This is a genomic window from Arthrobacter sp. UYCu723, assembly GCF_054059215.1.
Genome location: NZ_JBSSBW010000001.1, coordinates 275,870 through 302,180, shown reverse-complemented (window position 1 = coordinate 302,180; position 26,311 = coordinate 275,870). Strand labels below are relative to the sequence as shown.

The window sequence follows — 26,311 nt, the reverse complement described above, 5'->3', positions numbered from 1 at the left end:
AGCCGGAGCCGCGGTGCCCGTTACTCGGTAGGATTCAAGCATGGAAGCCGCGCAGGAAGCCCCGGACCGTCCGCCCCTTGACGTGAACGCCCTCAGTGATGAGTCGTTCCTGGCTGCCCACGGCATCCCCCAACTCACCGTGGTGGAGTCCACCGGTTCCACGAACGCGGACCTGCTGCGCGGCGCCAGCGAGGATCCGGCCGCCTATCCGGACCTGACCGTGCTCACCGCCGAATACCAGAGCGCTGCCCGCGGACGGCTGGACCGCCGCTGGGAAGCCCCGGCCCGAAGCTCCGTCTCCGTCTCCCTCGTGCTCCGGCCGGTCAATTCCGATGGCCGGCCGTTGCCGACCCAGAGCTATTCGTGGCTGTCGCTGCTCGCGGCGCTGGCCCTGCGCGACGCGCTGCTGGAAACGGCAGGCATCCCGGCCGAACTCAAATGGCCCAACGACGTCCTGGTGCGCGGCCGGAAAATCGCCGGTATCCTGGCCCAGCTTGGGCCGATGCACGGCGGGGCGGTGCCGCCGGTGGTACTCGGCACCGGGCTCAACGTCTCCCTCACGGAGGCCGAACTGCCGGTTCCCAACGCCACCTCCGTGCTGTTGGAGCACCCGGCCACCGTGGACCGGACCGTGCTGCTGAAGAGCTACCTGTCCCGTTTCGCCACCCTGTACCGGAGCTTCTGCAACGCCGACGGCGACCCCGCCGCCGGGATGGCAGGCGGCCACTCGCTGCACAAGCGGGTCGAGGCCGTGCTGGCGACGCTCGGCAAGCAGGTGCGAGCCCACCTGCCCGGCGACCATGAAATCATCGGCCATGCCTCGCGCCTGGATGACTACGGCTCGCTCATGGTGGTTGACTCCGGCGGCCACGAGCACGTCGTGACGGCGGGCGACGTGGTGCACCTGCGGCCCTGGACGCCGCCCGCCCAGGAGCCGGACGGCAGGGCCGGCGGGAAGCCTGGCAGCGCCGAAAGTGGCTATGCGTAAAGAGCTTCTCCCGGGCGAGCAAGTCATTGCGGTGACCCGGCCCCAGCCCAGGACGCTGATGGTCCCGGCGCTGTTGTTCATCCTTGTTCCCGCCTTGGCCGCCTACGCCAGCGCCTTGATTGTGAAAGGCGGCCCCGCCAAGCTGGTTCCGCTGGTAACACGGGACTGGACGGTCTGGCTGACAGGAGTGTGCGTGGCGCTGGCGGCTTGGGTACTGCTTGGCTACTGCCTGCCCCGGGTGCTGACGTGGCACGCCACCCGTTACACGCTCACGAACCAGCGCTTAGTTGCCCGTTACGGCATGTTGCGGCGGCGCGATCAACAGGTCTACTTGGCCGCCGTCCGAAATGTCGAGATCCACCAGTCGTTGCTCCAACGCGTATTGCGGTCCGGGAATATATCCTTGGATACCGGGTACCCCTCCAGCACGGTGGTCCCCGACGTCCCGGAGGTGGTGACGTTCCGAAACTTCATACTTGACGCCATCAATGAACTCCCGCAGGGTGGGGGATTTGGGGCCGAGGGCATGATGCACAACCCCGACGGCACCCGCTACGGCGCCTGGCCATGGGAGACGAGAGAAGGTGGAAGAGATGAGCGCTGAGAACGTCCACCATGAAACCGGACTTCTGGCGGAGGATCCGTCGCACGTTGAAGACACCGTCGTCGAGGCCGCCACGCTCGAAGCAGCCGTCCTCGACTCCGCTGCCGGGACCTTCGCCGACCGCGACAGCGCGGCAGCGGACGGCACCCACGCAGCAGTTCTTCCCGTTGATTCCGCCGGCACGGACTCCGCGGACAGCGTTCCCGAGGCGGGCCCGGAACCTGCCTCCGCGCCGTCCACCGGAACTATTTCCGCCGAACGCATCGCCGTGAAAGCCCTGGAACACCGGCTGCTCGGTGGGGAGCGCAAGCTTCGCCGCCGTGAAGTCGCGGCTGGCGCCGGGCTCTCGCTGCTCTCCGCCCGGAAACTTTGGCGTGCCCTGGGCTTCCCCAACCTGGGCGATGAGGACGTCGCCTTCACCGAACGCGACCAGGCCGCGCTCAACACCATCGTGGACCTGGTCCGGGCCGGCAAGCTCACCGAGGAAGCCGCCATCTCCGTCACCCGCGCCATCGGCCAGATGACGGACCGAATGGTGGTGTGGCAGATCGAGGCGCTGGTGGAGGACCTGGTCCACCAGCAGGGCGTTCCGGACTCCGTGGCCCGCAAGCGGCTGGTCAGCGAGTTGCCCTCCCTGGTGGACGCCCTTGAAGAGATGCTGGTCTACTCCTGGCGCCGCCAGCTCAACGCCGGCATCCAGCGGCTGGCCGTGCGGGCCGAGGCAGGGCTCCAGTCCAGCGAGGAGGGCCGCGAAGGGGACGAGGACGACACGCCGCTGCCGCTCGCCCGGGCCGTCGGCTTCGCCGACCTGGTTTCCTATACCAGCCTGTCCCGCCGTATGAACGAGAAGACGCTTGCCCAGCTGGTGCAGCGCTTCGAGAACAAATGCGCCGAAATCATCTCCGTCGGCGGCGGCCGCCTGGTCAAAACCGTCGGCGACGAAGTCCTTTACATCGCCGAAACCCCCGCGGCCGGCGCAGAGATCTCACTGGCCCTGTGCCGGGCCTTCACCGAGGACGAGATCCTGCCGCAGGCCCGGGTGGCCATGGTCTGGGGCCGCATCCTCTCCAGGCTCGGTGACATCTACGGGCCCACGGTAAACCTCGCGGCGCGGCTGACCGCCCTGGCGGATCCCGGAACGGTGCTCGTGGACTCCATGACTGCCGCCGCCCTCGAGCAGGATGAACGCTTCGTCCTGCTTCCGCGCCCCGCCGAAGACGTCCGTGGCTTCGGCGAAATCCACCCGGTCCAACTGCAGCGCGGCAGCGGCCGCGGCCTGGTCCTGGACTGACTTCTGTCCCGCTGCCCGATCCCGGGTAGGATCCCCGTTATCGCGGGCCCCAAGCCCGGTGACCGCTCCTTCTACCTAGGACAGGCATGAAATTCCAGCCGGACGCCGTTCCCCCCTCTGCTGATTCAGCATCCCGCTCCGTGGGGAGTCCCTCCAGTGCCCCCGGCAGCGCCCGCAGCCTCCGACTCAGCTGCGGCTACGGCACTGACCGTGGCCTGCGCCGCGAGATGAACGAGGACTCCTTCATCGCCGCCGATCCCGTCTTCGCCGTCGCGGACGGGATGGGCGGGCATGAGGCCGGCGAGATCGCCAGCGGCATCTGCGTGCGCACCCTCGCCGGGATCCCCCAGCTGGCGAGCGGAGGGCGGGACGCGACTGCCGGCGTCGTGCAGGAATACCTGCTCCTGGCTGACGCAAGCATCCGCGAGGCGACCGGATCCCGGGCCGGCACTACGCTCTCCGGCGTCGTGGTGGTGGAACAGCTGGGGATCCCGTACTGGCTCGTGGTGAACATCGGCGACTCCCGGACCTACCGGCTCAGCCAGGGCACGTTCAGCCAGGTCAGCGTGGACCACTCCAAAGTGCAGGAACTGGTGGACGCCGGCCAGATCAGCCGTGCCGAGGCAGCGGTGCACCCGCGCCGGCACGTGGTCACCCGTGCCCTCGGCGCCGGGGACGAGACCGGGGCCGACTACTGGCTGCTGCCCGTGGAGGAGGGGGACCGGATCCTGGTCTGCTCCGACGGCCTCAACGGCGAGCTGGACGACGGGCAGATCGCCGCCATCCTGGGCTCCGAAGCTGATCCGCAGGCGGCCGTCGACGAACTCATCCAGGCGGCCCTGGGCAGCGGGGGACGGGACAACGTCACCTGCATCGTGGTGGACGCCTCAAACGTCCCGGCCGCCGTCGATCCTCTGCCCGGCGCTGACCGGACAATGTCGGGGATCTAAGGCAGGATAGGTCTGTGAGCATAGGGAAGACCGCAGCAGATACCGACGCCCAAAGCCCTGCCGGGGAGCTGGTCCCGTCCGAGGATGTGCGCGAAGAGTACGAGGACCTCGTGGAGCAGGTCCGCAAGCACCGCTTCGCGTATTACCAGGAGGACGCGCCGATCATTTCCGACGCCGAGTTCGACGAACTCTACCGGCGGCTGGAAACGATCGAGGCCATGCACCCCGAACTCGTGGCCAACGATTCGCCCACCCAGGAGGTGGGCGGCGAGGTGTCCGCAGCCTTTACCGCCGTCGAACATCTGCAGCGCATGTACAGCCTGGAGGATGTCTTCTCACTCGAAGAGCTGGAGGCCTGGGTTGCCAAAGCGGAAGCCAGCATCACAAGGCTCGGCAACGGGACGCCGTCGTGGCTGACCGAACTCAAGATCGACGGCCTGGCCGTCAACCTGCTCTACCGCGACGGCGCGCTGATCCGGGCCGCCACCCGCGGCGACGGCACCACCGGGGAGGACATCACGCACAACGTCCTGACCATCAAGGAAATCCCGCAGCAGCTCAGCGGCAGCAACTTCCCGGCCGAGATGGAGATCCGCGGCGAGGTCTTCATCCCCTCCAAGGCGTTCGCGGAATTCAACGAGGCCCTGATCGAGGCCGGCAAGGCGCCGCTGGCCAACCCGCGCAACGCCGCCGCCGGTTCGCTGCGCCAGAAGGACCCCGCGGAAACCGCCAAGCGGCCGCTGCGGATGTACGTGCACGGCATCGGTGCCCGCGAAGGGCTCGAAACGGCCAGCCAGTCGGACACCTACGCCCAGCTCGCCGCCTGGGGGCTCCCCACGAGCCCGTACTTCGAGGTCCTGCCGGGGCTGAAGGACGTGCTGGAGTTCATCACCCGCTACGGCGACAAGCGCCACAGCCTGGCCCATGAAATCGACGGCATCGTGGTCAAGGTGGACGACTTTGCCACCCAGCGGGCGCTCGGCTACACCTCACGCGTCCCGCGCTGGGCCGTCGCCTACAAGTACCCGCCGGAGGAAGTCCACACGAAGCTGCTGGACATCGCGGTCAACGTGGGCCGCACCGGCCGCGTCACCCCGTACGGCGTGATGGAACCGGTCAAGGTCGCCGGCTCGACGGTGGAGATGGCCACCCTGCACAACCAGGAAGTCGTCAAGGCCAAGGGCGTCAAAATCGGCGACATCGTGGTGCTGCGCAAGGCCGGGGACGTCATTCCGGAGATCGTCGGGCCGGTCCTTGCCCTCCGGGACCTGCAGGATCCGCCGGTGCGGGACTTCGTCATGCCCACCGAATGCCCGGCCTGCGGCACACCCCTGGCGCCGGCGAAGGAGGGGGACGTGGACATCCGCTGCCCCAACTCCCGCTCCTGCCCGGCGCAGCTGCGCGAACGCGTCTTCCACCTCGCCGGCCGCGGCGCCTTCGACATCGAGGCACTCGGCTGGGAAGCCGCCATCGCCCTGACCCAGCCGGCCGAGCCGGAAGCCGCGCCGCTGACCACCGAGGCGAACCTGTTCCGGCTCACGCGCGAAGACCTCGCCGACGTCCGCATCCGGCGCGAGAAGCGGTCCAAGGGGGTGGCCACCGGCGAGTTCGAGCTGGTGCCGTACTTCTACAGCAAGGGCACCGCCAAAACCCCGTCCAAGCCGACGGCCACCACGGAGAAACTCTTCCGGGAACTGGACAAGGCCAAGGCCCAGCCGCTCTGGCGTGTCCTCGTGGCGCTGTCCATCCGGCACGTCGGACCGCGGGCCTCCCGGGCGCTTGCGACGGCCTTCGGCAGCATGGATGCCATCCGGCAGGCCTCCGAGGAGGAGCTCGCCCACGTCGACGGCGTCGGCCCGGTGATCGCCCAGGCCCTCACGGAATGGTTCGCCGAGGACTGGCACCGCGAGATCGTTGACAGCTGGGCAGCCGACGGCGTCCGGATGGCGGACGAGCGCGACGAGTCCACACCCAGGACGCTGGAAGGACTGACCATCGTGGTCACCGGAAGCCTCGAGGGCTTCAGCCGGGACGAGGCCAAGGAAGCCATCCTGGTCCGCGGCGGCAAGGCAGCCGGCTCTGTCTCGAAGATCACGAGCTACGTGGTGGCCGGCGAGAACGCCGGTACCAAGCTGGACAAGGCCGAACAGCTGGGTGTGCCCGTGCTGGACGAGGACGGCTTCCGCGCGCTGCTGGCCACCGGCCCGGCCGCCGGTTCCGACGCTTCCAACGAGGAAGAAACCCAGGAAGTGGTTGCCGAATGAGTGCGGATCCCGCCGCCACCCCGGAACTGACAGTGCTGCTCGAACTGGCCAAGGCGGCTGCGGCGGCCGGAGCTGCCGTCCTGGCCGGCCGGAACGCGGCCGAACTGGAGGTCAGCAACAAGGGCGATTCCGGGGACTGGGTGACAGCCTTTGACCTCGCCGCGGAAACAGCCGTCCGCGATGTCCTCACCGCCGCACGGCCGCGCGACATCATCACGGGGGAAGAGGGCGGCACCGTCCTTCCGGATACCCCCAGCGGCTACCGCTGGTCCGTCGACCCACTCGACGGCACCACCAACTTCATCCGCAACATCGTCTACTACGGCACCTCCGTGGCCGTGGCGGACCCCGACGGCGTCTGGCTGGCCGGCGTCGTCAACGCCCCGGCGCTGGGACGAACGTACTACGCCTCCCGGGGCCACGGTGCCTGGCTCGAGGAGAAGGGCCGGCAGACGCAGCTGTTTGGGCCCGTGACCGGGCGCAGCGGGCAGATCCTGGCCACCGGTTTCAGCTACGACCCGGCCGTCCGCTCGGAGCAGGCAAGCGGCCTGGGCTCTCTGATGGACGGCTTCGCCGACGTCCGCCGGCTCGGCTCCGCGGCCCTGGACCTCTGCCTCGTGGCGGACGGCAGCGTCGATGCCTTCGGTGAACGCGGCCTCAATGAGCACGACTTCGCCGCGGGTGCCCTAATTGCCGAAGAAGCCGGCTGCTGGGTGCGCCGGCCGCGGCTCACCAGCCCGCTGGCGGGCGGACCCTCCGACGATGATCGGCTGGCAGCATGGACCTGCGCCGGGCCCCTGGAGCTCTCCGGCAAGTTCCCGCTCTGAACGGGCACTGTGGCAGGCCCCTGTCCGAGTGCCGGCCTGCTTTCCTTGTCAAACTGATAGTTCAGTCACGGAAACGTCCCATCTGGCGGCTGCCGGCAGTGACCGACCGTACCATGGACAGGTGCCTTCGCAGATCCTCATTCGCCCCGCTGTTCCGGCTGACTACGACGCCGTTGCGCGCATCACCCGGGACGCCTACCTGGCGGCAGGCTACTTTGCGAGCGCCGACCACCCCTACATGCGGCAGATCCAGAACGTCGCCCAGCGGGCGGCGAAGGCCACGATCTGGGTCGCCGAGCGCGACGGCCGGATCGTGGGCTCCGTGACGCTTGCCGTCGCCGGTGAGCCTTACGCCGACATCGCCCTCAGCGATGAACTGGAGTTCCGGATGCTCGTGGTGGACCCGGCGGTCCAACGCAGCGGAGCCGGCAAGGCCATGGTGCAGGCCATCATCGAGCATGGCAGGTCCCTGCCCGGCGTCCACGCCGTGGCGCTCACCACTGGTATGACCTGGGAAAGCGCCCACGGCCTCTACCGGAAGACCGGCTTCGTGCGGGTTCCGGAACGCGACTGGCTGGTGCCGGGCACAGACATCAAACTGCTCGTTTACCGCCAGGAGCTGTAAGCCCCGGTTTGGGCTGGACACCTGGGAGACGAGGCCCGCGCCCAGATTGAGGCCCTCAGCCGGTCCGACCCCAACGGAGCCACTGCACGTGCCCCCGGACAGGACATGCCCCGCGCCGGGCCCGGCCGATGGACATATTCCGGATATGCCCGGTCCCCGGGTCGAAGAATGGGCATGTCCCCCGGGGACGTGGCCCGACGCCCCAGCGGAGCCACTGCACGTGCCCGGGCGCGAAGACTGGGCCTCAACCCCCGACAATTAGCGAAAATGACCACTAACCTCCGCCGACTGCAGGCGGCAGGCCGTAGCGGTAGCGGTGTTCCGGACGGCCGGTGGTGCCGTAGCGCAGCTGGATGTCGACGGCGCCGTCGTCCGCCAGCGCGGACAGGTATCGCTGGGCGGTGGCCCGGGAGACGCCCACGCGCGCGGCGACGTCGGCCGCCGAGTACTGCTCGCCGGGCACCAGGGATTCGAGCACCGCTGCCTCGGTGGCGGACCGGGGCCGGGCCGAGGCGGTGACGTCCCCCGGGATCAGGGCGCGCTTGGCCCGCTCCACGGTGTCCTGACTGACGTTGCCGGGCGGGGCGAGGATCCGCCGGTAGCGCGCGTAGGAGCGGAGCTGCTGGGAGAGGGATTCGGCCGTGAAGGGCTTGAGCAGGTAGCCCAGGGCGCCGCGACGGAAGGCGAGCCGGAGCGAGGCCGTGTCCGAGGCCGCGCTGAGGATCATGGTGTCCACGTCCAGCTGGCGCAGCAGATCCAGCCCCGAGGCATCCGGCAGGTAGACGTCCAGCAGCACCAGGTCCGGGCGCAGGCTGTGGATCGCCTGCAGCGCCTGCGACGCCGAACCCGCCGGCGGCAGGGCCAGGAATCCGGCCACCGAATCCACATAGGCCGCGTGCAGCTTGGCCACGTGGAAGTCATCATCGACAATCAGCACCCTGAAATCTTCAGACATCGTTGTCCCTCCGTAGTGAACCGGTCTGGTCGCCGCCGGAGGTAGTCCCGGGCAGCGTCGCGACGAACACGGCTCCCGGGCCGCCGGGGGAGCCCGGATCCAGCACCCGCACGTCCCCGCCGCGGCGCCGCGCGAGCTGCCGGGACAACGCCAGTCCCAGCCCCTGCCCGGCGCCTGCCCGGGCCGGCCGCTCCGACGTCGTGAATCCTTCCGCGAACACCGCCTCGGTGTCCGTCGCGGCATCGGGTCCGAGAGCGATTCCGTCGCCGGAATCGCCGACGACGATATGCAGGGTTCCCCGTCCGGTGGCGCCGCCGCCCTCCCCGGGTTCGTCCAGCACCTCCACCTCGACCCAGCGCTCCGGTGCGGAGCCGGCGACGGCGGCATTCACGGCGTTGTCGATCAGGTTCCCCAGGACCGTGGTGACCTCCTGCGGCTCCGTGACATGGCCGCGGACCAGGGTTTCCGGGCCGAGCCGCAGGCTCACGCCACGCTCGTCAGCTTCCACGCCCTTGGCACCCAGGAACGCCTGCAGATAGGGGTCCTGGAGCAGCTCGGCCTGGTCCACCGGGAATTTCAGCGGCCCGGTGGCCGCCAGACGCGCCAGGTAGTCACGCGCCTGCTGGTGCTGGCCGATGCTCATGAAACCGGCGATGGTGTGCAGCTGGTTGGCGAACTCGTGGCGCTGGGCGCGCAGGGCGGCGGACATGGTGCCGACGGCGTCGAGCTGGCGGGTCAGCTGCTGCAGCTCGGTCCGGTCACGCAGCATGACCACCCAGCCGAGGTCCTCCCGGCCGTGCAGGGCCTTGCGGGCGCTCGCCACGACGACCCGGCCGCCGGCAACCAGCTCCACCGCGTCGCCTTCGGTGGCGTCGGCCCGGGTCAGGGCCTTGAGCTGGCCGGGGACTGCTGCCGCGGCCCAGGGGGTACCGGCGAGGTCGGGCTCGCCGAGCAGCCGCTGGGCCGCGGCATTGAAGACACTGATCCGGCCGTCCGCGGAAACGCCGATCACGCCGTCGTCCACGCCCTGCAGCACGGCGACCTGGTCGTGGACCAGGGTGCTGATCTCCTCCGGTTCGAGACCCAGCGTGAGCCGCTGCAGCCGCCGCCGCAGCAGGAAGGACGCGAGCACTCCGGCGAGCAGGGCGCCCGCGGCCGTCAGGGCGATGGGGACGATGTCCCGGGCCAGGCTCTGCCCGATGGTCTCGGTGGAGTAGCCGACGCTCACCTCGCCCACCACGGCGGCGGAGCCCGGCGCGTACACCGGGACCTTGGCGCCGGCGGACGGGCCCAGGGTTCCGGTGTTGCGGGTGGTGACCTCCTTGCCGGCCAGCGCCTCGGAGGGGTCCGTGCTGACCCGTTCGCCCAGCCTCTCGGCGTCGGGGTGGGCCAGCCGCAGGCCCGTCTCGTCGGTGATGACGACGAACAGCGCTCCGGTGCGGGCCCGCGCGCCCTCGGCGGCGGCCATCAGCGGGCCGGCCAGGAGCTCGGCGGCCGGGGGAGTGCCGGGGAGGGCGCTGATCGAGGTGACTTCCGCCCGAACCGAGGGGTCCGAGGCCACGGTCCGGGCCAGCGTGAGCGCCTGGTTCTCGGCTTCGCGGCCCAGCCGGTCGTAGGTCAGCCAGGCATGGACGGCGCTGGTGAGGAGCACCACGAGTGCCACCACCCCGAGCTGCAGCAGCAGCGTCTGGGTGGAAAAGCGCAGGGGAATCCGGCCTTTGAGCGTCTTCATGGCGGCCCTCCCCGTTGAGTCGAAAAATCCGTGAGCAAAATGAGCAAAATGCTTCCAATAAGCAGTATGCCAATCAATTGAGCCAAAGACCCAGCCGTGATGCGCGCCACCCTAACGTCTGTAGTGCGCATCACACCGGAGTGGTGCCATTCAATGAAGAAGGAGCCGGCCGTGCTGGTATTACTTGGATTCGCCATGATCGCGGTATTCATGGTGCTGATCATGACGAAGAAGCTGACGCCAGTGCTGGCGCTCATCATCGTCCCCACAATCTTCGGACTTTTCGCCGGCGCCGGTCTCGGGATCGGCGCCATGGTGCTGGAATCCATGAAGTCCATGACGTCCACCGCCGCGCTGCTGATGTTCGCCATCATCTACTTCGGCCTGATGATCGACGTCGGACTCTTTGATCCGCTGGTGCGCTTCATCCTGCGCAAGCTGGGCAACGACCCGGCCAAGGTGGTCCTCGGCACCGCGATCCTCGCTGCGGCGGTCTCCCTCGACGGGGACGGCTCCACCACGTTCATCCTCACGACGGCGGCCATGCTGCCGGTTTACCTGCGGCTCAAGATGAGCCCCGTGGTCCTGACCTGCGTGGCGGGCCTGGCCAACGGCACCATGAACATCCTGCCCTGGGGCGGCCCCACGGCCCGCGCCGCCTCCGCCCTGAAGATCAGCGTCTCCGAGGTCTTCGTCCCGATGATCCCCTCGCTGATCGCCGGCCTCGTGGTGGTGTTCGTCTTCGCCTGGCTGCTGGGCCTGCAGGAGCGCAACCGCCTCCGCGCCGTGGCTCCGGAGATCTGGGCCGAGGGTGTCGAGTTCGACGGCGGTGCAGGCACCGGTGGTACCGGCCGCAAGGGCGCCCGCCGCAACAGCGGAGCCCCTGCCGGAGGGTCCTCCGTTGCAGTCCTGGAACGGACCGAGGACCTCGTCGGCGAGCGCGATTCGGCCATGGCGGACACCGCCCTGGACCCCAACCGCGCCACCCTGCGCCCCAAGCTCCAGTGGTTCAACCGGGGCCTCACCGTCGCCATCATGGTCCTGCTGGTCGCGGACCTCGTGCCTTTGCCCTTCGTCTTCATGGTGGGCTCCGCGATCGCGCTGCTGGTCAACTTCCCCAAGCTCAAGGACCAGAGCGCCCAGCTCATCGCCCACGCCCCGTCGATCGTCGCCGTGGTCAGCATGGTCATGGCCGCCGCGGTCCTGACGGGCGTCCTGAAAGGCACGGGCATGGTGGAGGCCATGTCCACCTGGCTGGTGCAGATCATCCCGTCCGACATGGGACCGTTCATGGCCGTCATCACCGGCGTGCTGAGCATCCCGATGACGTTCTTCATGAGCAACGACGCCTTCTACTTCGGCGTCCTGCCGGTGCTCAGCGAAACCGCCGGCCACTACGGCATCAGCGCGGCGGACATGGCCCGCGCCTCCATCACCGGCCAGCCCTTCCACCTGCAGAGCCCCCTGGTCCCGGCCATCCTGCTCCTCGTCTCCCTCGCCAAGGTGGACCTGGGCGACCACCACAAGAAAGTCCTCTGGCGCACAGCGGTCATCTCCCTGGTCATGCTCGCAGTAGGAGTCCTCACCGGAGCCATAGGAATCGGCTAACAAGCCACGAGCACCACAAGAAATAACAACGAGACTGTCGAGTCCGGAGATTTTCCGGACTCGACAGTCTTGTTTTGTCTGTTTCCGCATTCCCAAAGGCGAGAGGAGCACATCGGTGGCAGGACGGGCATCCGGAAGCGTGCGTCTAAGCGAGGGCCCACGCCGTCAGGGTTCCCTGCCCGAGCTTGCGAGGGGAGGGGGACAGCGGGGAGGACGAGCGAGCACGCGGAGGATCGTCCGGCCCGGCGCCGGAAAGGTGACCGCCGGCGCCGCCCACGAGTGCGGAACGCCAGCCAAGGGGCACGTAGACTGGGACGGAAAATAATCCGAACTTGCAGGGGAGATCCATGGCTGCGATCAACCGCGACGACGTCGCGCATCTCGCGCAACTCGCGCACATCGAGATGAGTGCTGAAGAGCTGGACAGGATGGCCGGCGAACTCGCCGTCATCGTCGATTCAGTGAAGTCCGTCAGTGAAGCCGCCGGTGATGACGTCCCGGCCACGTCCCACCCGATCCCGCTGACGAATGTGTTCCGCGAAGACGTCGTGGGCCACACCTTCACGGCCGAGCAGGCACTGTCCGGCGCCCCCGACGCGTACGAAGGCCGCTTCAAGGTCCCCGCAATCCTGGATGAGGACTAAGAACATGACTGAAACCAACTCCGAGCTGATCCGCTCCTCCGCCGCGCAGCTCGCCGACAAGCTCGCCGCCCGCGAGGTCTCCGCCGTCGAGGTCACCCAGGCGCACCTGGACCGCATCGCCGCCGTCGACGGCAAGGTCCACGCCTTCCTGCACGTCAACACTGATGAGGCGCTCGCCGTCGCCGCCGAGGTGGACGCCATCCGCGCCGCCGGCGGCGCCGCCGCCGGGGAGCTGCACGCGCTCGCCGGTGTGCCGATCGCGGTCAAGGACCTCATCGTCACGGTCGGCCAGCCCACCACTGCCGGCTCGAAAATCCTCGAGGGCTGGCACAGCCCCTACGACGCCACCGTGGTCAAGCGCCTGCGCGCCGCCAGGATGCCGATCCTGGGCAAGACCAACCTGGACGAATTCGCGATGGGCTCCTCCACCGAGCACTCCGCCTTCGGCCCCACCCACAACCCCTGGGACCTGGACCGCATCCCCGGCGGCTCCGGAGGCGGCTCCGCTGCCGCCGTCGCGGCCTTCGAAGCCCCGCTGGCCCTCGGCACGGACACCGGCGGTTCCATCCGCCAGCCCGGCGCCGTCACCGGCACTGTCGGCGTCAAGCCCACCTACGGCGGCGTCTCACGCTACGGAGCGATCGCCATGGCCTCCTCACTGGACCAGATCGGCCCGGTCTCCCGCACCGTGCTGGACTCCGCCCTGCTGCACCAGGTCATCGGCGGGCACGATCCGCACGATTCCACCTCGCTGCAGGATCCGCTGGAGGACCTCGTCGCGGCCGCCCGGAACGGCAACGTGGACGGCATGAAGATCGGCATCATCAAGGAGCTCCACGGCGAGGGCTACCAGGCCGGCGTCGAGAACCGCTTCAATGAGTCCCTTGAGCTGCTCAAGGCCGCCGGCGCCGAGATCGTCGAGGTCTCCTGCCCCAACTTCAAGTACGCCCTGGGCGCCTACTACCTGATCATGCCCTCCGAGGCCTCCTCCAACCTGGCCAAGTTCGACGGCGTCCGGTACGGCCTGCGGGTCCTCCCCGAAGACGGACCGATGACGATTGAACGCGTCATGGGAGCCACCCGCGCCGCCGGCTTCGGCGACGAGGTCAAGCGCCGCATCATCCTGGGCACCTACGCCCTGAGCGCCGGCTACTACGACGCCTACTACGGCTCGGCCCAGAAGGTGCGCACCCTGATCCAGCGCGACTTCGAGGCCGCGTTCGCCAAGGCCGACGTGCTGATCTCCCCGACGGCCCCCACCACGGCCTTCAAGCTCGGCGAGAAGCTCAACGACCCGCTGGCGATGTACCTCAACGACGTCGCCACCATCCCCGCCAACATGGCAGGCGTCCCGGGGCTCTCCCTGCCCGGCGGCCTGGCCGATGAGGACGGGTTGCCGGTCGGCGTCCAGCTGCTGGCCCCGGCCCGCCAGGATGCCCGGCTGTACCGCGTCGGCGCGGTGCTCGAAGCCCTGCTCGAGGCCCAGTGGGGCGGGCCGCTGCTGGACAAGGCTCCTTCACTGACGGCCCCGTCCCTGACTGATTCTGCACCGGCGGTTGCTGCTGGCGCCCCCGCGAGCCACGGAGGTTCACACTCATGACTGACGCAACCCTCAGCTTCGAAGAGGCCATGGAGAAGTACGATCCCGTCCTGGGGTTCGAGGTCCACGTGGAGCTCAACACGAAGACCAAGATGTTCTCCTCCGCGCCGAATGTCTTTGGCGACGAGCCCAACACCAACGTCAACGAGGTGGACCTCGGCATGCCCGGCGTGCTGCCCGTGGTGAACCGGACCGCGATCGAGTCCTCGATCAAGATCGGCCTGGCGCTCAACTGCACGATCGCCGAAACCTGCCGCTTCGCCCGGAAGAACTACTTCTACCCGGACACCCCGAAGAACTTCCAGACCTCCCAGTACGACGAACCCATCGCCTACGACGGCCACCTGGACATCGAGCTGTCCGACGGGACCATCTTCCGCGTCGAAATCGAACGCGCCCACATGGAGGAGGACGCCGGCAAGCTGACCCACATGGGCGGCGCCACCGGCCGCATCCAGGGCGCGGACTACTCCCTCGTGGACTACAACCGCTCCGGTGTGCCGCTTGTCGAGATCGTCACCAAGCCGATCGAGGGCGCCGGCAGCCGCGCCCCCGAACTCGCCAAGGCCTACGTGGCCGCCGTCCGCGAAATCGTCAAGAACCTCGGGGTCTCGGACGCCAAGATGGAACGCGGCAACGTCCGCTGCGACGCCAACGTCTCGCTGCGCCCGCACGGCCGCGAACGCTTCGGCATCCGCTCGGAGACGAAGAACGTCAACTCGCTGCGCGCCGTCGAACACGCCGTCCGCTACGAGATCCAGCGGCACGCCGCCGTGCTGGATTCCGGCGAGCCGGTCATCCAGGAGACCCGGCACTGGCACGAGGACACGCGGACCACGACGTCCGGCCGGGCCAAGTCCGACGCCGACGACTACCGCTACTTCCCGGAACCTGACCTGGTGCCGATCACCGCGTCCCGCGAATGGGTCGAGGAACTGCGCGCCACACTGCCCGAGCCGCCGGCCGCCCGCCGCAAGCGCCTGCAGGCCGACTGGGGCTACTCGGACCTGGAGTTCCGCGACGTCGTCAACGCCGGCGTCATGGACGAGATCGAGGAAACCATCGCCGCCGGCGCCACCGCCACGGTGGCGCGCAAATGGTGGATGGGCGAGATCGTCGGACGCGCCAAGAACGCCGACGTCGATCCCGGCCAGCTCGGCGTCGCACCGGCCACCATCGTGGAACTGAACCGGATGGTAGAGGACGGCAAGATCAACAACAAGATGGCCACCGAGGTCCTCGACGGCGTGCTCGCCGGCGAAGGCACCCCGGCGGACATCGTGGAGAAGCGCGGCCTCGCCGTGGTCTCCGACGACGGCCCCCTCCTGGAAGCCATCGACGCGGCCCTCGCCGCGCAGCCCGACGTCGCGGACAAGATCCGCGCCGGCAAGTTGCAGGCGATCGGCGCGATCGTCGGCGGCGTCATGAAGGCCACCCGCGGCCAGGCCGACGCCGGCCGCGTCAAGGAGCTGATCCTGAAGCGCCTCGGCGTCGAAGGCTGAGGCAACGGACTTAACCCAACTGGGTCGCAGTTGTTGTCGTTTTGAACCCTCAGAACGACAACAACTGCCACCTACTTGGGTTCAGGGGTGCGTTCAGGCGTTGACGAGCCCGGTCATGATGGTCTGCAGTGCTTCGCAGACCATCATGACCGATCTGCGCTTCAGGTTTTCCGGCCGGGCCAGGATGTCGATCCGGCGCCGGGTGCTGATGCCCGCCAGCGGGCGCAGCACGATCTCCGGGTTCAGCACAGGCCGCGCGGTATGCCGCGGCAGCAGGCCGATCACGCTGCCCGTCGCCACGAGCGCGGCCACCGTGGAGTAGTCGTTGATCCGGTGGACGATGTTCAGTTCCCCGCTGGAGACGGCGGCGACGGCGGACAGCACGTCCGCGGGGGAGTAGCCGGCGTGGCTGGTCACCCACGGCTCGCCGACGACGTCGTCCGCCGTCACCGCCCGCTGGCCGGCCAGCCGGTGTCCGGCAGGCAGCGCGACATCGAGCGGCTCGTGCGCGAGCGGGATCACCGCGACGCGCTCCTCCGGCCAGCGCGGGCTGTGGTCCATCCGGTGCGCGAGGACCAGGTCATAGCGGGCGGTCAGGGCGGGGAAGTCCTGCTGGGCCACATCCTCGTCGGAGAGCAGGATCCGCGGCTGGTCCGGGGCGGCCAGCAGCCGCGCGAGCGGAGCGAACAGCGCCTGGCCGGCACTGTGGAAACCGCTGAGGGTCACGGGAGCGACGGGCGAACCGTGGTAGGTGCCGATCGCCGTCCGTGCGTCCGCCATGGCGCTGACGACGGCGGCCCCGGCATCCGCAAGCACCTGCCCGGCCTCGGTCAGGACCAGGTTGCGGCCTTCCTTCCGGGTCAGCGGAACCTCCACGGTCTTCTGCAGGGCGGCCAGCTGCTGCGAGACTGCCGAGGGCGTCACGAGCAAGGTTTCGGCGACGGCCTTGACGCTGCCGAGGGCCCCCAGTTCCCGGAGCATCTCAAGCTGGTGGATTTCCATGCCTGCCAGTCTATGCGGAAGAAAAAGCTAAATCGTCGATTGAGATAAATCGGGTTGTGCTAATGCTTTGTGCCCGGTGTAATGGGGTGAGTTGTCCCACACCTTCTTGTCCCGCACAGCGGGGCAACCCACCCCGCAGAGTAAACAGCACAGTTAGGAAGGCCCATGAAGGCTCTCTACAAGTCCGGCTCGCACGCAGGATTCGAGCTGGTGGACCGCCCGGAGCCGGAAGCCGGCGCGGGTGATGTCAAGATCCGCGTCATGACCACCGGCATCTGCGGCACGGACCTGCACATCCAGTCCTGGGACGCCTGGGCCCAGGGCATCATCAACGCGCCGCTGATCGCCGGCCACGAGTTTTACGGCGAGGTGGTGGAGATCGGCGAGGACGTCCTGGACGTCAAGGTGGGGGACCGCGTCTCCGGCGAGGGCCACATTGTCTGCGGCATCTGCCGCAACTGCCGCGCCGGCCGCAAGCAGATGTGCATCAACACCGTCAGTGTCGGCGTCCAGCGCGACGGCGCCTTTGCCGAGTACGTCGTGATTCCGGAGACCAACGTCTGGGTCCACCAGGACCCGTCCGTGACGCCGGAACTCGGCGCAATCTTCGATCCCTTCGGCAACGCCGTCCACACCGCACTCAGCTTCCCCCTGGTCGGCGAGGACGTGCTGATCACCGGCGCCGGGCCCATCGGCCTGATGGCCATCGCCGTCGCCCGCCACGCCGGGGCGCGGAAGATCGCCATCACCGACGTCTCCGCGCCGCGGCTGGAACTCGCCCGGTCCCTCGGCGTCGACCTCGCGATCGACGTCTCCAGGATGCGCGTCAAGGACGCGCAGCGCGAACTCGGCATGCGCGAGGGGTTCGACATCGGCCTGGAAATGTCCGGACACCCCACGGCCCTGCCTGAGATGATCGACAACATGAACCACGGCGGCCGGATCGCGATGCTGGGACTGCCCAGCCAGTCCATCGACATCGACTGGGGCAAGGTGGTCACGCATATGCTGACCCTGAAGGGCATCTACGGCCGCGAAATGTTCGAGACCTGGTACGCGATGAGCGCCATGCTGTCCTCCAACCCGGTCCTGCACGCGAACATCTCCGCCGTCGTCACGGACACGCTGCCCGCCGCGGACTGGGAAAAGGGCTTCGAGATCGCCCGCGCCGGTGTGGGCGGCAAGGTGGTCCTGGACTGGTCCGGCTTCTAGGCTGTTCGCTTTCCGGACCCCCACCCGCTGCCGATATCCGGCACCTGACATAACCAGCTGAGGAGCACAACCCATGTATTCAGCCATCAAGGACCAGTTGCAGCGCGAGCTCGACGAGATCCGCAGCGCCGGCCTGTTCAAGACCGAGCGGCACATTGACTCGCCCCAGGCCAACCGCATCAAGGCCGGGCAGATCGGCGAGTCCGGCGCGGACGTGCTGAACTTCTGTGCCAACAACTACCTGGGCCTGGCGGACCACCCGGAGATCATCGCCGCCGCCAAGGCCGCGATGGACCAGCGTGGCTTCGGCATGGCCAGCGTGCGCTTCATCTGCGGCACCCAGGACCTGCACCTGGCCCTGGAGGAGCGCGTCTCGACGTTCCTCGGCACCGAGGACACCATCCTGTTCTCCAGCTGCTTCGACGCCAACGGCGGCGTGTTCGAGTCCCTCTTCGGCCCGGAAGACGCCGTCATCTCCGACGCCCTGAACCACGCCTCCATCATCGACGGCATCCGGCTCTGCAAGGCCCAGCGCTTCCGCTACGCCAACCAGGACATGGCGGACCTCGAATCGAAACTGATCGAGGCCACCACGCAGGAGAACCCTGCCCGCCGCAAGATCATCGTCACGGACGGCGTCTTCTCCATGGACGGCTTCCTCGCGCCGCTCGAAGCGATCTGCGACCTCGCCGAAAAGTACGACGCCATGGTCATGGTGGACGATTCCCACGCGGTGGGCTTCATGGGCTCCACCGGCGCCGGAACGCCGGAACATGCCGGCGTCTCGGACCGGGTGGATATCTACACCGGAACCTTCGGCAAGGCCCTCGGCGGCGCGTCCGGCGGCTATGTCTCCGGCCGCGGCGAGGTGGTCGCGATGCTCCGCCAGAAGGCCCGCCCGTACCTGTTCTCCAACTCGCTGGCCCCGGCCATTGTCGCGGCCACGCTCACGGCCCTGGACCTCGTGGAGAACTCCGGCGAACTGCGCAGCAAGCTCTTCGCCAATGCGGAGCTGTTCCGGAACCGCATGAGCGAAGAGGGCTTCGAGCTGCTCCCGGGCGAACACGCGATCGTCCCGGTCATGTTTGGCGACGCCGTGATGGCCGCCAAGATCGCGGACCAGATGCTGCACCACGGCGTCTTCGTGACGGCATTCAGCTACCCCGTCGTGCCCAAGGGCGCTGCCCGGATCCGGGTGCAGCTCTCCGCCGCGCACAGCGCCGAAGACGTCGAGGCCTGCGTGCAGGCGTTCGTCCGGAGCCGGGCGGCGGTAGCTTCTGCAAAGATGTAACCATGTCAGCTCATTACGATGTCGTGATTGTCGGCGGCGGTATCGCCGGCCTGTCCCTTGCCTCCACCCTCGCCGGACAATGCAGCGTCGCCCTGGTCGAGGCCGAGCAGACCCTGGCATACCACACGTCCGCGCGCTCGGCCCGGCAGCTGATTCCCAGCTACGGCCCGCCCGTGGTCCAGGAGCTCACCCTCCGCACCCTGGAACTGATCGCCGCGCGCGAGGCCGAACGGCCGGAGCCGGTGCTCTCGCCCCGCAGTTTCATGCTGATCGGGGACGACGCCACCGTCGGTGCGGCAGCAAGTGGCCACATGCGCCGGATCACCCACGCTGAGGCCATGGAGCTGTGCCCGGTCCTGGTCCCCGAATCCTTCAGCGCCGCAGGCCTGGATACCGGATCCTTCGCTTGCAACGCCCCCGTGCTGCTCGAGGACCACCGCCAACGTGCCGAGGCCGGAGGCGTGGACATCATCACCGGCGCCAGGGTCCATTCCGCCCAGCGCCTCGGCACCGGCTGGGAACTCGGCGCCGGGCAGGAAGGCTTCCAGACCGCCGTCGTGGTCAACGCCGCCGGTGCCTGGGCGGACGAACTCGCCGTCCTCAGCGGTGTCGAGAAGGTCCAGCTGCAGCCGTACCGGCGCACCGCGGCGATCGTCGACGTCGAACATCCCCTTCCGGACGGCACCCCCATGGTGGCCGCCGCCGACAAGTCGTTCTATTTCAGGCGGGACGGTGAGCAGGTGCTGATCTCGCCCTCGGAGTCCGTTCCGAGCGGCCCCGAGGACGCCCAGCCGATTCCGGGCGACGTCGAGGCCCTGATCGTCCGGCTCAACAGCATCACCACCCTGGGCATCCGCGGCGTCCGCAAGGCCTGGACAGGGCTTAGGACCGAGGCGGCCGACGGCGTCCCGGTGGTGGGATTCGACGCCGAGGCCACCGGATTCTTCTGGCTCGCAGGCCAGGGCGGTTACGGGTTCCAGACCTCCTCCGGCATCGCGGAACTGGCCGCCGGGCTGATCCTGGCCGGACAAGGCACCGGAGCCGGGGCCGCTAGTCCGGCATCCCGGACAGTGGAGGCGCTGGCGGCTACGCGCTGGTCCATCAGGCGCTGAAGAATGGACTCATGAGCACCCTCATCACCAACATCGCCGAACTGATGACCCAGGCCGCGGATCACCGGGTCCTGAAGAACGCGGCAGTGGTGATCGAGGGGGAGCGGATAGCCTGGCTCGGCGCCGCTGCCGATGCGCCGGCCGCGGACGGGGCCGTCGATGCCGGCGGCCGTGCCCTGCTGCCGGGCTGGGTGGATTCGCACACCCACCTGATCTTCGCCGGGGACCGGACCGCCGAGTTCGAGGCCAGGATGGCGGGGGAGAGCTACAGTGCCGGGGGCATTGCCGTTACCACCGGCGCTACCCGCAGCACAAGCGACTTCGACCTGACCCGGCTGGCGATGGGGCGGGTGGCCGAGGCCGTCTCGCAGGGCACCACTTACCTGGAGACCAAGACCGGCTACGGCCTGGACGTGGAAAACGAGGCCCGCAGCGCCCGGATCGCCTCGACCGTGGCGGACGAGGTGACCTACCTCGGCGCCCACCTCGTGCCCGACGGCCTGGATTCCGAGGAGTACACGGACCTCGTCTGCGGACCAATGCTTGCGGCGGTCCGCCCCTACGTCCGCTGGGCGGATGTCTTCTGTGAACGCGGTGCCTTCACCGAGGACCAGTCCCGCCGCGTGCTCCAGGCCTGCAAGCAGGCCGGCCTGGGGCTGCGCGTCCACGGCAACCAGCTGGGCGTTGGCCCCGGCGTGCAGCTCGCCGTCGAATTTGGGGCGGCAAGTGTGGACCACGTGAACTTTCTTTCCGCCTCCGACTTCGAATCCCTCGCCTCGAGCTGGACCGGCTGGGAGGCGGCGGACGGTGTTGGCGGTGTTGGCGGCAAACGGGGAACGGTGGCCACCTGCCTGCCGGCCTGCGACCTCTCCACCCGGCAGCCGCTGGCTCCGGGCCGGGAGCTGCTCGACGCCGGGGTGCAGCTGGCGCTGGCCTCCAATTGCAACCCGGGCACCTCGTACACGAGCTCCATGGCGTTCTGCGTCACCACCGCGGTGCTGCAGATGCGGCTCAGCGTCCACGAGGCCGTGCGTGCGGCGACCTACGGCGGCGCTTTGGCTCTCGGCCGGGAGTCCGGGAACGACGCCGACGGCGAGCGCGCCGTCGGTTCGATCGCCGTCGGACACCGCGCGGATCTGCACCTGCTCAACGCTCCTTCCGCAACCCATCTGGCTTACCGGCCGGGCATCCCGCTCACCCACGCCGTGTGGCGGGCGGGCGTCCGCGCCCGCTGACTGCGCCGTTCAACCGCGCAGTTCGACTCCGCAGTCGACTCCGCCCCTTGAAATCCAGGAGGACCGCATGGCTTGGCAGGAGAGCCAGCTGCGCGTCATGGTGGATCTGCTGCGTGCCCAGCGCGAGGGTGTGCCCGGACTTGCCCGGCGCCAGGAGCAGCGGCTCGCCGCCCTCGTGGCCCAGGCCCGGACCAGCTCGCCGTTCTACCGCGAGCTCTACCGCGGGCAGCCGGCCGGCACCGTCCTGCTGGGGGACCTGCCGCCGGTGACGAAGCCTCAGCTCATGGAGCGCTTCGACCACTGGGTCAGTGACTCCGGCGTCACGCGGGCGGGCGTCGAGGCGTTCGTCGCCGATCCCGACTTGATCGGCAGCCGCTACCGCGGGAAGTACTTCGTCTGCACGAGCTCCGGGACCACGGGACATCCCGGGCTGTTCGTGCACGACGCCGGCGCTGTCGCCGTGTACCGGGCCCACGGCGTCCGGATCGCCCGTGCGTCGGTCACCACGGGGACCGTCGGCCGGTTGCTCGCCCTGCTTCAGAAGAAATTCCGCGCAGCCGTGGTGGTGGGCACCGGCGGTCACTTCGCCGGTGTGGCCTGGATCGAGTCCGAGCGGCGCCGCAGCCGGGGGCGCCGGCACGCGAACCGCGTGTTTTCGGTGCAGCAGCCGCTCGCCCGGCTGGTCGCCGGACTCAACGACTTCGATCCGGCAATCCTCGTCGGCTACCCGAGCGCGCTCGAGCTCCTGGCTGAGGAACATGCGGCCGGGCGGCTCCACGTCAGGCCCGCGGTTGTGGGGCACAGCGGCGAAGCCACCGGCGAGGACACCCGGGCGCACCTTGCCGCGGCGCTGGGCGGCGCGGTCCACAACGTGTACGCCGCCTCGGAGTTCACCCCCATTGCCTTGGACTGTGCCCGCGGCTGGCTGCACGTGAACAGCGACTGGGTCATCCTGGAACCGGTCGACGCCGGCTACCGGCCCACGCCGCCGGGAGAACCGTCCCACACTGTGCTCCTGACCAACCTCGCCAACCGGGTGCAGCCGTTGATCCGCTACGACCTCGGCGATTCCGTACTGGCCAGGGCTGATCCATGCGAATGCGGCAGCCCCCTGCCCGCCATCCGGGTCAGCGGCCGGCGCGACGACGTGTTGCGACTCGACTCGGCGGAGGGGCGCCCGGTGAGCATCCTTCCGCTCGCCATCACCGCCGCCGTCGAGGACACGCCCGGAGTGCGCCGCTCCCAGCTCCTCCAGAGCGGGCCGGCGGCGATCCGGCTGCGCCTTGACACCGAGCCCGGGGTCGATGCGGGCGCGGTGTGGCGCACGGTCGAGGCGGCGCTGGCCAGCTACCTGGCCGGGCAGGGCCTGTCCAACGTACGCATCGTCCGCGCTGCGGAACCCCCGGAACAGAGCGCTCGGAGCGGGAAGTTCCGCCAGGTCATCGCGCGGCCCCGGCCCAACTAGCGGTCATCCGGGAGGCTTCTCCGCGACGTCACCGGATTCATAGTGCCCGGGATCAGACGGGAGTATCGTGGATCCAAGCCGGACAGTGCCGTCCGGCCAGGCAGCAATTAGCGGTCCAGCGCCGCTTGGCAATCGCCTAGGAGTGGTCATGACTTCGCCCACCATCCCCATACCCCAGCCTCCGCCGAAGCCGGTGGTCGGCAACCTGCCCGATATCGACTCCAGCAAGGGCGTCCTGGGAATAGTTGAGGTGGCCGAGCGGTACGGCCCCATCGTCCGTATCCAGTTCTTCAACCGCAGCGTCGTCGCCGTCTCCTCTCAGCAGCTCGTCAACGAAGTATGCGACGAATCCCGTTTCGGCAAGGTGCTGGGCAATGCCCTGCGGGAGGTGCGGGATTTCATCGGCGACGGCCTGTTCACCGCAGAGACACAGGAACCCAACTGGCAAAAGGCGCACCGGATCCTGATGCCGGCGTTCGGGCCTGCTGCGCTGAAACGGATGTTTAGCGGTATGGACGACATCGCCGAGCAGCTGCTCCTCAAGTGGGAGAGGCTCGGCCCCACCGTCCGGATCGACGTTCCGGACAACACCACCCGGCTGACGCTGGACACCATCGCCCTGTGCTCGTTCAGCTACCGTTTCAACAGCCTCTACCGGGAGGAGCTGCATCCCTTCGTCGGGGCCATGGTCCGTGCCCTGGTCGAATCCGGTGATCGGTCACGCAGGCTCCCGGTCCAGAACAAGATCATGCTGCGCAGACGGCACCCCCAACGGACCACGACTCGTCTGAGCCGTCGCCCTCGACGCCCCCGGGCACTCATGCACTGGCACGACCAGATCGGAGCGACCCTAGCCCACACCCCGGGTGAGCCGCGCACCGCGGCATTCGGAGAGCGGCTGCGCCTCACACCGGTCAACACCCCGCGTCCACGCAAGCCGTGAGATACAACTGCGGTTTCCAGGTTCATTTTGCCCTTGTTTTCACATAAATACAGGAGTGGGCTAGACATGGGCGCGCTGCGGCCCGTTGTGTGACCATGTGGCGGAGCCTATCCAATAGTGACGGAACAACCGCTAGGAGAAAGTCATGTCCACACCACCGAGTGAGCAAAAAGAAATGAAGCCGTATGTCTTCCACGTGATGCCAATTGAAGGCGAGGACGAAAAGAAGTGGGACCTGCACAGGTTTCGGACAGCCAAACATGAGCACTTCCACACCGTGCAGCAGGCAGTAACGGCCGCACACGAGGAAGCCGGAACGCACTCGGCCCACATTGTCATCCACGCCCTCGACGGGCATGCCTACCGGGAGTATGACCTGCACTGAAACGAAAAACACCTCAGGGTATTGCCCACGACAAGTCAACGACGAAGGCGCTTCCTTCACAGTCATTTCAACGAAGGAAGCGCCTCGCTTGGCGGTGACGGAGGGATAGGAAACGTTTTAGCCCCGCAGGCCAGGAGCTCAAAGCGTGATCCATCCACTTAATAGGGGTGGCTTGTGAAGTAGTGGAAAATCCGACGTGAGTGTTCTGTCCGGCGTCGCTGTGGGGACCAGCTCACGGAACGTTAAAAAATACCACGGCAGCGGGTGTGGGCTCGGATCCAGCGGTAGAGGGTGGGCACGGAAATACCAAGGCCGCGGGCGACGTCACGGGGTGGGGTCCCATCAGCGAGGAGTTTCTTCGCCGAGGTGATTTTGCTGTCGGTCATGATTCGTTTGCGTCCGTGAGTGCCTGCGCGGGTGCGATCATGAAGGCCCGGGCGAAGATCAGGAACGCGGCTGTGGTCAGGGGCGCCCAACAGCAGGCGCGGCATCCCAGTGGAAGACGCTTCCCTCGCTGTGGTGGGCCGGGGGCCGCTGACCGCGGGCGGGCTGGTTATCGTGGGGCCGAAAGCGCATGGCGCCTCCAAAAGTAGGTGTCGAATCAACGTGGCCGGGCGCACTTGGCGGGAAGCTGGCCGGTGCGGTGCAAGGGATGGCGATGTCCCGGCCCGTTCCTGTTGTGTTCCGGTCCCCGCCCGGCCGGCTCAGGGGGGCGGTGTGACGATCTGTTCCAGGTCGGTGTCGCCGCTGGTCCCGTCGAGGCGTCCGGTTTCTTCTCCGTTGCACAAGACGATGACCGTGGGGATGCTCATGACGTTGTAGCGGGCGGTGAGCCGGGGCTGGGTGCCGACGTCGACGCGGTACTCATCGAAGGCAGCAGGGAGGTTTCGGTGAAGTGTTCGAGGCATGGCTCGAGCGCCCCGCAGGGGGCGCAGGATTCCTGCCAGAAGTCGAGCAGGTCCAGGCCCGGACGGAAAAGAGCGTGGACCAGTCCGGTTTCGTCGATCAGCGGGAAGGTGTTGTTCCTTATTCGTTCCCGGTCCTGCCCCGGGCTTTGACGCTGCGGATCGCGTCGACGAGCGGTGCGGGGCGGGTGCCGATGGAGTTGAGGAAGATCGCCGTGACGGAGGCGGCCATGGCTGCCATCGCCCAGACCGGGTAGACCAGCCCGGTGGCGGCCAGCGGGACGCCGATGCCGTTGAAGACAAAGGCCAGGGCCACGTTCGTGCGGGTCCGCCGGTAGGCGCGGTCGCTGATGTCGCGGGCTTCCATGTCTGCTGTCACATCCTCGCGCAGGAGCACGATGTCCGCGGACTCCACGGCAATGTCGGTGCCGCCCCCCGCGGCGATGCCGACGTCGGCCTGCATCAGGGCCGGTGCGTCGTTGATGCCGTCACCGACCATGGCGACCCTGGTGCCGTCGGCCTGCAGCTCGCGGATGATCGCGGCTTTGCCTTCCGGCAGTATCCCGGCCCGAACCCGGGTAATCCCGGTTTGTTCCGCCACCCGGCGGGCAGGCGTACCCTGAGCACACCGGAGTGCGCCACCGGGGAACCGGGCTAGCGGGCAGGCGGCGGTCCTCCGGACAGGGATGTTCAAGGCCTGAGGGGGCGGTTAGCGAGGGGTGTCAGGGCGCACCGACCGACCGGTAGAACATTGGTGCTCAATGAGGAGTGGCTGGTAGTGGAGGACGTGACGGCGGAGGTGTCAAAGGTGTTCCACGACCCGGACGGGGCGTTGCCCTTCACATTCCCTCTTCGGCAGCTCGGATGACGGCACGGTGGTTGCAGTCTCCCGGGTCTGGGCAGCGCCGTGGAGCCATTATTCTCTGGAAGACGGTCTACCTTGACCGCACCATAACCACCCTGAACAGCAACGGCGACACCACGAACCCGGACATCCTGCGGTTCCTCTCACGCCTGGGATGGGAACACATCAACCTCACCGGCGACTACACCTGGCCACGCACCAACCACATCAAACCCGGCAAATACAGGCAACTACGACGCCCGGCAAGACCTTAGCTCGGATATTTCACTTTTTCACAAGCCACCCCTACTTCGCCTTCCCGGCAGC

General features: G+C 68.2%; 24 protein-coding genes and 1 pseudogene. 19 read left to right on the top strand and 6 right to left on the bottom strand.

Annotation, left to right across the window (positions count from 1 at the left end; all coding sequences use genetic code 11):
- Nucleotides 1-40 precede the first annotated feature (40 nt).
- The 7 genes from ACVWZ8_RS01415 (at nt 41) to ACVWZ8_RS01385 (ending at nt 7,549) form a co-directional block, all read left to right on the top strand.
- Complete coding sequence (locus ACVWZ8_RS01415; protein ID WP_426976633.1) at nt 41-988, top strand: biotin--[acetyl-CoA-carboxylase] ligase; 948 nt, start codon at nt 41-43, stop codon at nt 986-988.
- Entirely contained in the window at nt 981-1,592 is a 612-nt protein-coding gene (locus tag ACVWZ8_RS01410) for a PH domain-containing protein (RefSeq protein ID WP_456503550.1), read from the top strand. Before ACVWZ8_RS01415 ends, ACVWZ8_RS01410 begins: the two co-directional genes overlap by 8 nt.
- Complete coding sequence (locus ACVWZ8_RS01405) at nt 1,582-2,883, top strand: adenylate/guanylate cyclase domain-containing protein (RefSeq protein WP_456503549.1); 1,302 nt, start codon at nt 1,582-1,584, stop codon at nt 2,881-2,883. The genes ACVWZ8_RS01410 and ACVWZ8_RS01405 overlap by 11 nt, the downstream gene beginning before the upstream one ends.
- A gap of 86 nt (nt 2,884-2,969) precedes the next feature.
- Nucleotides 2,970-3,833, top strand: a complete 864-nt coding sequence (locus tag ACVWZ8_RS01400; RefSeq protein WP_456503548.1) for a PP2C family protein-serine/threonine phosphatase — start codon at nt 2,970-2,972, stop codon at nt 3,831-3,833.
- Nucleotides 3,834-3,847: 14 nt separating this feature from the next.
- Complete coding sequence (ligA, locus tag ACVWZ8_RS01395; protein ID WP_456503547.1) at nt 3,848-6,097, top strand: NAD-dependent DNA ligase LigA; 2,250 nt, start codon at nt 3,848-3,850, stop codon at nt 6,095-6,097.
- Nucleotides 6,094-6,924, top strand: a complete 831-nt coding sequence (locus ACVWZ8_RS01390; RefSeq protein ID WP_426976638.1) for an inositol monophosphatase family protein — start codon at nt 6,094-6,096, stop codon at nt 6,922-6,924. The genes ligA and ACVWZ8_RS01390 overlap by 4 nt, the downstream gene beginning before the upstream one ends.
- Nucleotides 6,925-7,045: 121 nt before the next feature.
- Nucleotides 7,046-7,549, top strand: coding sequence for a GNAT family N-acetyltransferase (locus tag ACVWZ8_RS01385; RefSeq protein ID WP_456503546.1), 504 nt, complete (start codon nt 7,046-7,048; stop codon nt 7,547-7,549).
- Nucleotides 7,550-7,823: 274 nt separating this feature from the next.
- Here the strand turns inward: ACVWZ8_RS01385 and ACVWZ8_RS01380 are convergent, their stop codons facing one another.
- Nucleotides 7,824-8,504: a response regulator gene (locus ACVWZ8_RS01380; protein ID WP_456503545.1), complete on the bottom strand. Its 681-nt coding sequence runs from the start codon at nt 8,502-8,504 to the stop codon at nt 7,824-7,826.
- On the bottom strand, nt 8,497-10,236 hold the full coding sequence (locus tag ACVWZ8_RS01375) for an ATP-binding protein (protein WP_456503544.1): 1,740 nt from the start codon (nt 10,234-10,236) through the stop codon (nt 8,497-8,499). Before ACVWZ8_RS01375 ends, ACVWZ8_RS01380 begins: the two co-directional genes overlap by 8 nt.
- Nucleotides 10,237-10,335: 99 nt before the next feature.
- Here ACVWZ8_RS01375 and ACVWZ8_RS01370 point away from each other — a divergent pair, with 99 nt between their 5' ends.
- The 4 genes from ACVWZ8_RS01370 (at nt 10,336) to gatB (ending at nt 15,590) form a co-directional block, all read left to right on the top strand.
- Nucleotides 10,336-11,844 carry a CitMHS family transporter gene (locus ACVWZ8_RS01370; protein WP_456503543.1) on the top strand — a complete coding sequence of 503 codons (1,509 nt, stop codon included), beginning with the start codon at nt 10,336-10,338 and terminating at the stop codon, nt 11,842-11,844.
- A gap of 347 nt (nt 11,845-12,191) precedes the next feature.
- Nucleotides 12,192-12,488 carry an Asp-tRNA(Asn)/Glu-tRNA(Gln) amidotransferase subunit GatC gene (gatC, locus tag ACVWZ8_RS01365; protein WP_426976643.1) on the top strand — a complete coding sequence of 99 codons (297 nt, stop codon included), beginning with the start codon at nt 12,192-12,194 and terminating at the stop codon, nt 12,486-12,488.
- Nucleotides 12,489-12,492: 4 nt separating this feature from the next.
- Nucleotides 12,493-14,088, top strand: a complete 1,596-nt coding sequence (gatA, locus tag ACVWZ8_RS01360) for an Asp-tRNA(Asn)/Glu-tRNA(Gln) amidotransferase subunit GatA (protein WP_456503542.1) — start codon at nt 12,493-12,495, stop codon at nt 14,086-14,088.
- On the top strand, nt 14,085-15,590 hold the full coding sequence (gatB, locus tag ACVWZ8_RS01355; protein ID WP_456503541.1) for an Asp-tRNA(Asn)/Glu-tRNA(Gln) amidotransferase subunit GatB: 1,506 nt from the start codon (nt 14,085-14,087) through the stop codon (nt 15,588-15,590). Before gatA ends, gatB begins: the two co-directional genes overlap by 4 nt.
- A 93-nt stretch (nt 15,591-15,683) precedes the next feature.
- Here gatB and ACVWZ8_RS01350 read toward each other — a convergent pair whose 3' ends face one another.
- The gene (locus ACVWZ8_RS01350) at nt 15,684-16,592 is read right to left on the bottom strand and encodes a LysR family transcriptional regulator (RefSeq protein ID WP_426976646.1); all 909 of its coding nucleotides are present in this window, start codon (nt 16,590-16,592) and stop codon (nt 15,684-15,686) included.
- A 165-nt stretch (nt 16,593-16,757) separates the two neighbouring features.
- On the opposite strand from ACVWZ8_RS01350, the gene tdh reads away from it, so the two are divergent.
- The 7 genes from tdh (at nt 16,758) to ACVWZ8_RS01315 (ending at nt 24,235) form a co-directional block, all read left to right on the top strand.
- Nucleotides 16,758-17,804: an L-threonine 3-dehydrogenase gene (gene tdh, locus ACVWZ8_RS01345; protein ID WP_456503540.1), complete on the top strand. Its 1,047-nt coding sequence runs from the start codon at nt 16,758-16,760 to the stop codon at nt 17,802-17,804.
- 73 nt (nt 17,805-17,877) lie between these two features.
- A complete protein-coding gene (locus ACVWZ8_RS01340; protein WP_426976648.1) occupies nt 17,878-19,095 on the top strand; it encodes a glycine C-acetyltransferase in 1,218 nt (405 codons plus the stop codon).
- A gap of 2 nt (nt 19,096-19,097) precedes the next feature.
- Nucleotides 19,098-20,207: an NAD(P)/FAD-dependent oxidoreductase gene (locus tag ACVWZ8_RS01335; RefSeq protein ID WP_456503539.1), complete on the top strand. Its 1,110-nt coding sequence runs from the start codon at nt 19,098-19,100 to the stop codon at nt 20,205-20,207.
- A gap of 11 nt (nt 20,208-20,218) precedes the next feature.
- Complete coding sequence (locus tag ACVWZ8_RS01330) at nt 20,219-21,442, top strand: imidazolonepropionase (protein WP_456503538.1); 1,224 nt, start codon at nt 20,219-20,221, stop codon at nt 21,440-21,442.
- A 67-nt stretch (nt 21,443-21,509) separates the two neighbouring features.
- Complete coding sequence (locus tag ACVWZ8_RS01325) at nt 21,510-22,907, top strand: phenylacetate--CoA ligase family protein (protein WP_456503537.1); 1,398 nt, start codon at nt 21,510-21,512, stop codon at nt 22,905-22,907.
- A gap of 148 nt (nt 22,908-23,055) precedes the next feature.
- The gene (locus ACVWZ8_RS01320) at nt 23,056-23,850 is read left to right on the top strand and encodes a cytochrome P450 (RefSeq protein ID WP_456503536.1); all 795 of its coding nucleotides are present in this window, start codon (nt 23,056-23,058) and stop codon (nt 23,848-23,850) included.
- Nucleotides 23,851-23,995: 145 nt separating this feature from the next.
- The gene (locus tag ACVWZ8_RS01315) at nt 23,996-24,235 is read left to right on the top strand and encodes a hypothetical protein (RefSeq protein ID WP_426976653.1); all 240 of its coding nucleotides are present in this window, start codon (nt 23,996-23,998) and stop codon (nt 24,233-24,235) included.
- A 242-nt stretch (nt 24,236-24,477) separates the two neighbouring features.
- On the opposite strand, the gene ACVWZ8_RS01310 is transcribed toward ACVWZ8_RS01315, so the two are convergent.
- The 3 genes from ACVWZ8_RS01310 to ACVWZ8_RS01300 all read right to left on the bottom strand — a co-directional run bounded on the left by ACVWZ8_RS01310 (nt 24,478) and on the right by ACVWZ8_RS01300 (nt 25,741).
- Complete coding sequence (locus ACVWZ8_RS01310; protein WP_426976654.1) at nt 24,478-24,726, bottom strand: helix-turn-helix domain-containing protein; 249 nt, start codon at nt 24,724-24,726, stop codon at nt 24,478-24,480.
- A gap of 213 nt (nt 24,727-24,939) precedes the next feature.
- Nucleotides 24,940-25,143 (bottom strand): thioredoxin family protein, encoded by a 204-nt coding sequence (locus ACVWZ8_RS01305; protein ID WP_456503535.1) that lies wholly within the window; start codon nt 25,141-25,143, stop codon nt 24,940-24,942.
- Nucleotides 25,144-25,261: 118 nt separating this feature from the next.
- A complete protein-coding gene (locus ACVWZ8_RS01300) occupies nt 25,262-25,741 on the bottom strand; it encodes an HAD-IC family P-type ATPase (RefSeq protein ID WP_456503534.1) in 480 nt (159 codons plus the stop codon).
- Between the two features lie 311 nt (nt 25,742-26,052).
- Here ACVWZ8_RS01300 and ACVWZ8_RS01295 point away from each other — a divergent pair.
- Nucleotides 26,053-26,259 (top strand): annotated as a pseudogene (locus tag ACVWZ8_RS01295) (Tn3 family transposase); the annotation flags it as partial.
- Nucleotides 26,260-26,311: the final 52 nt, after the last annotated feature.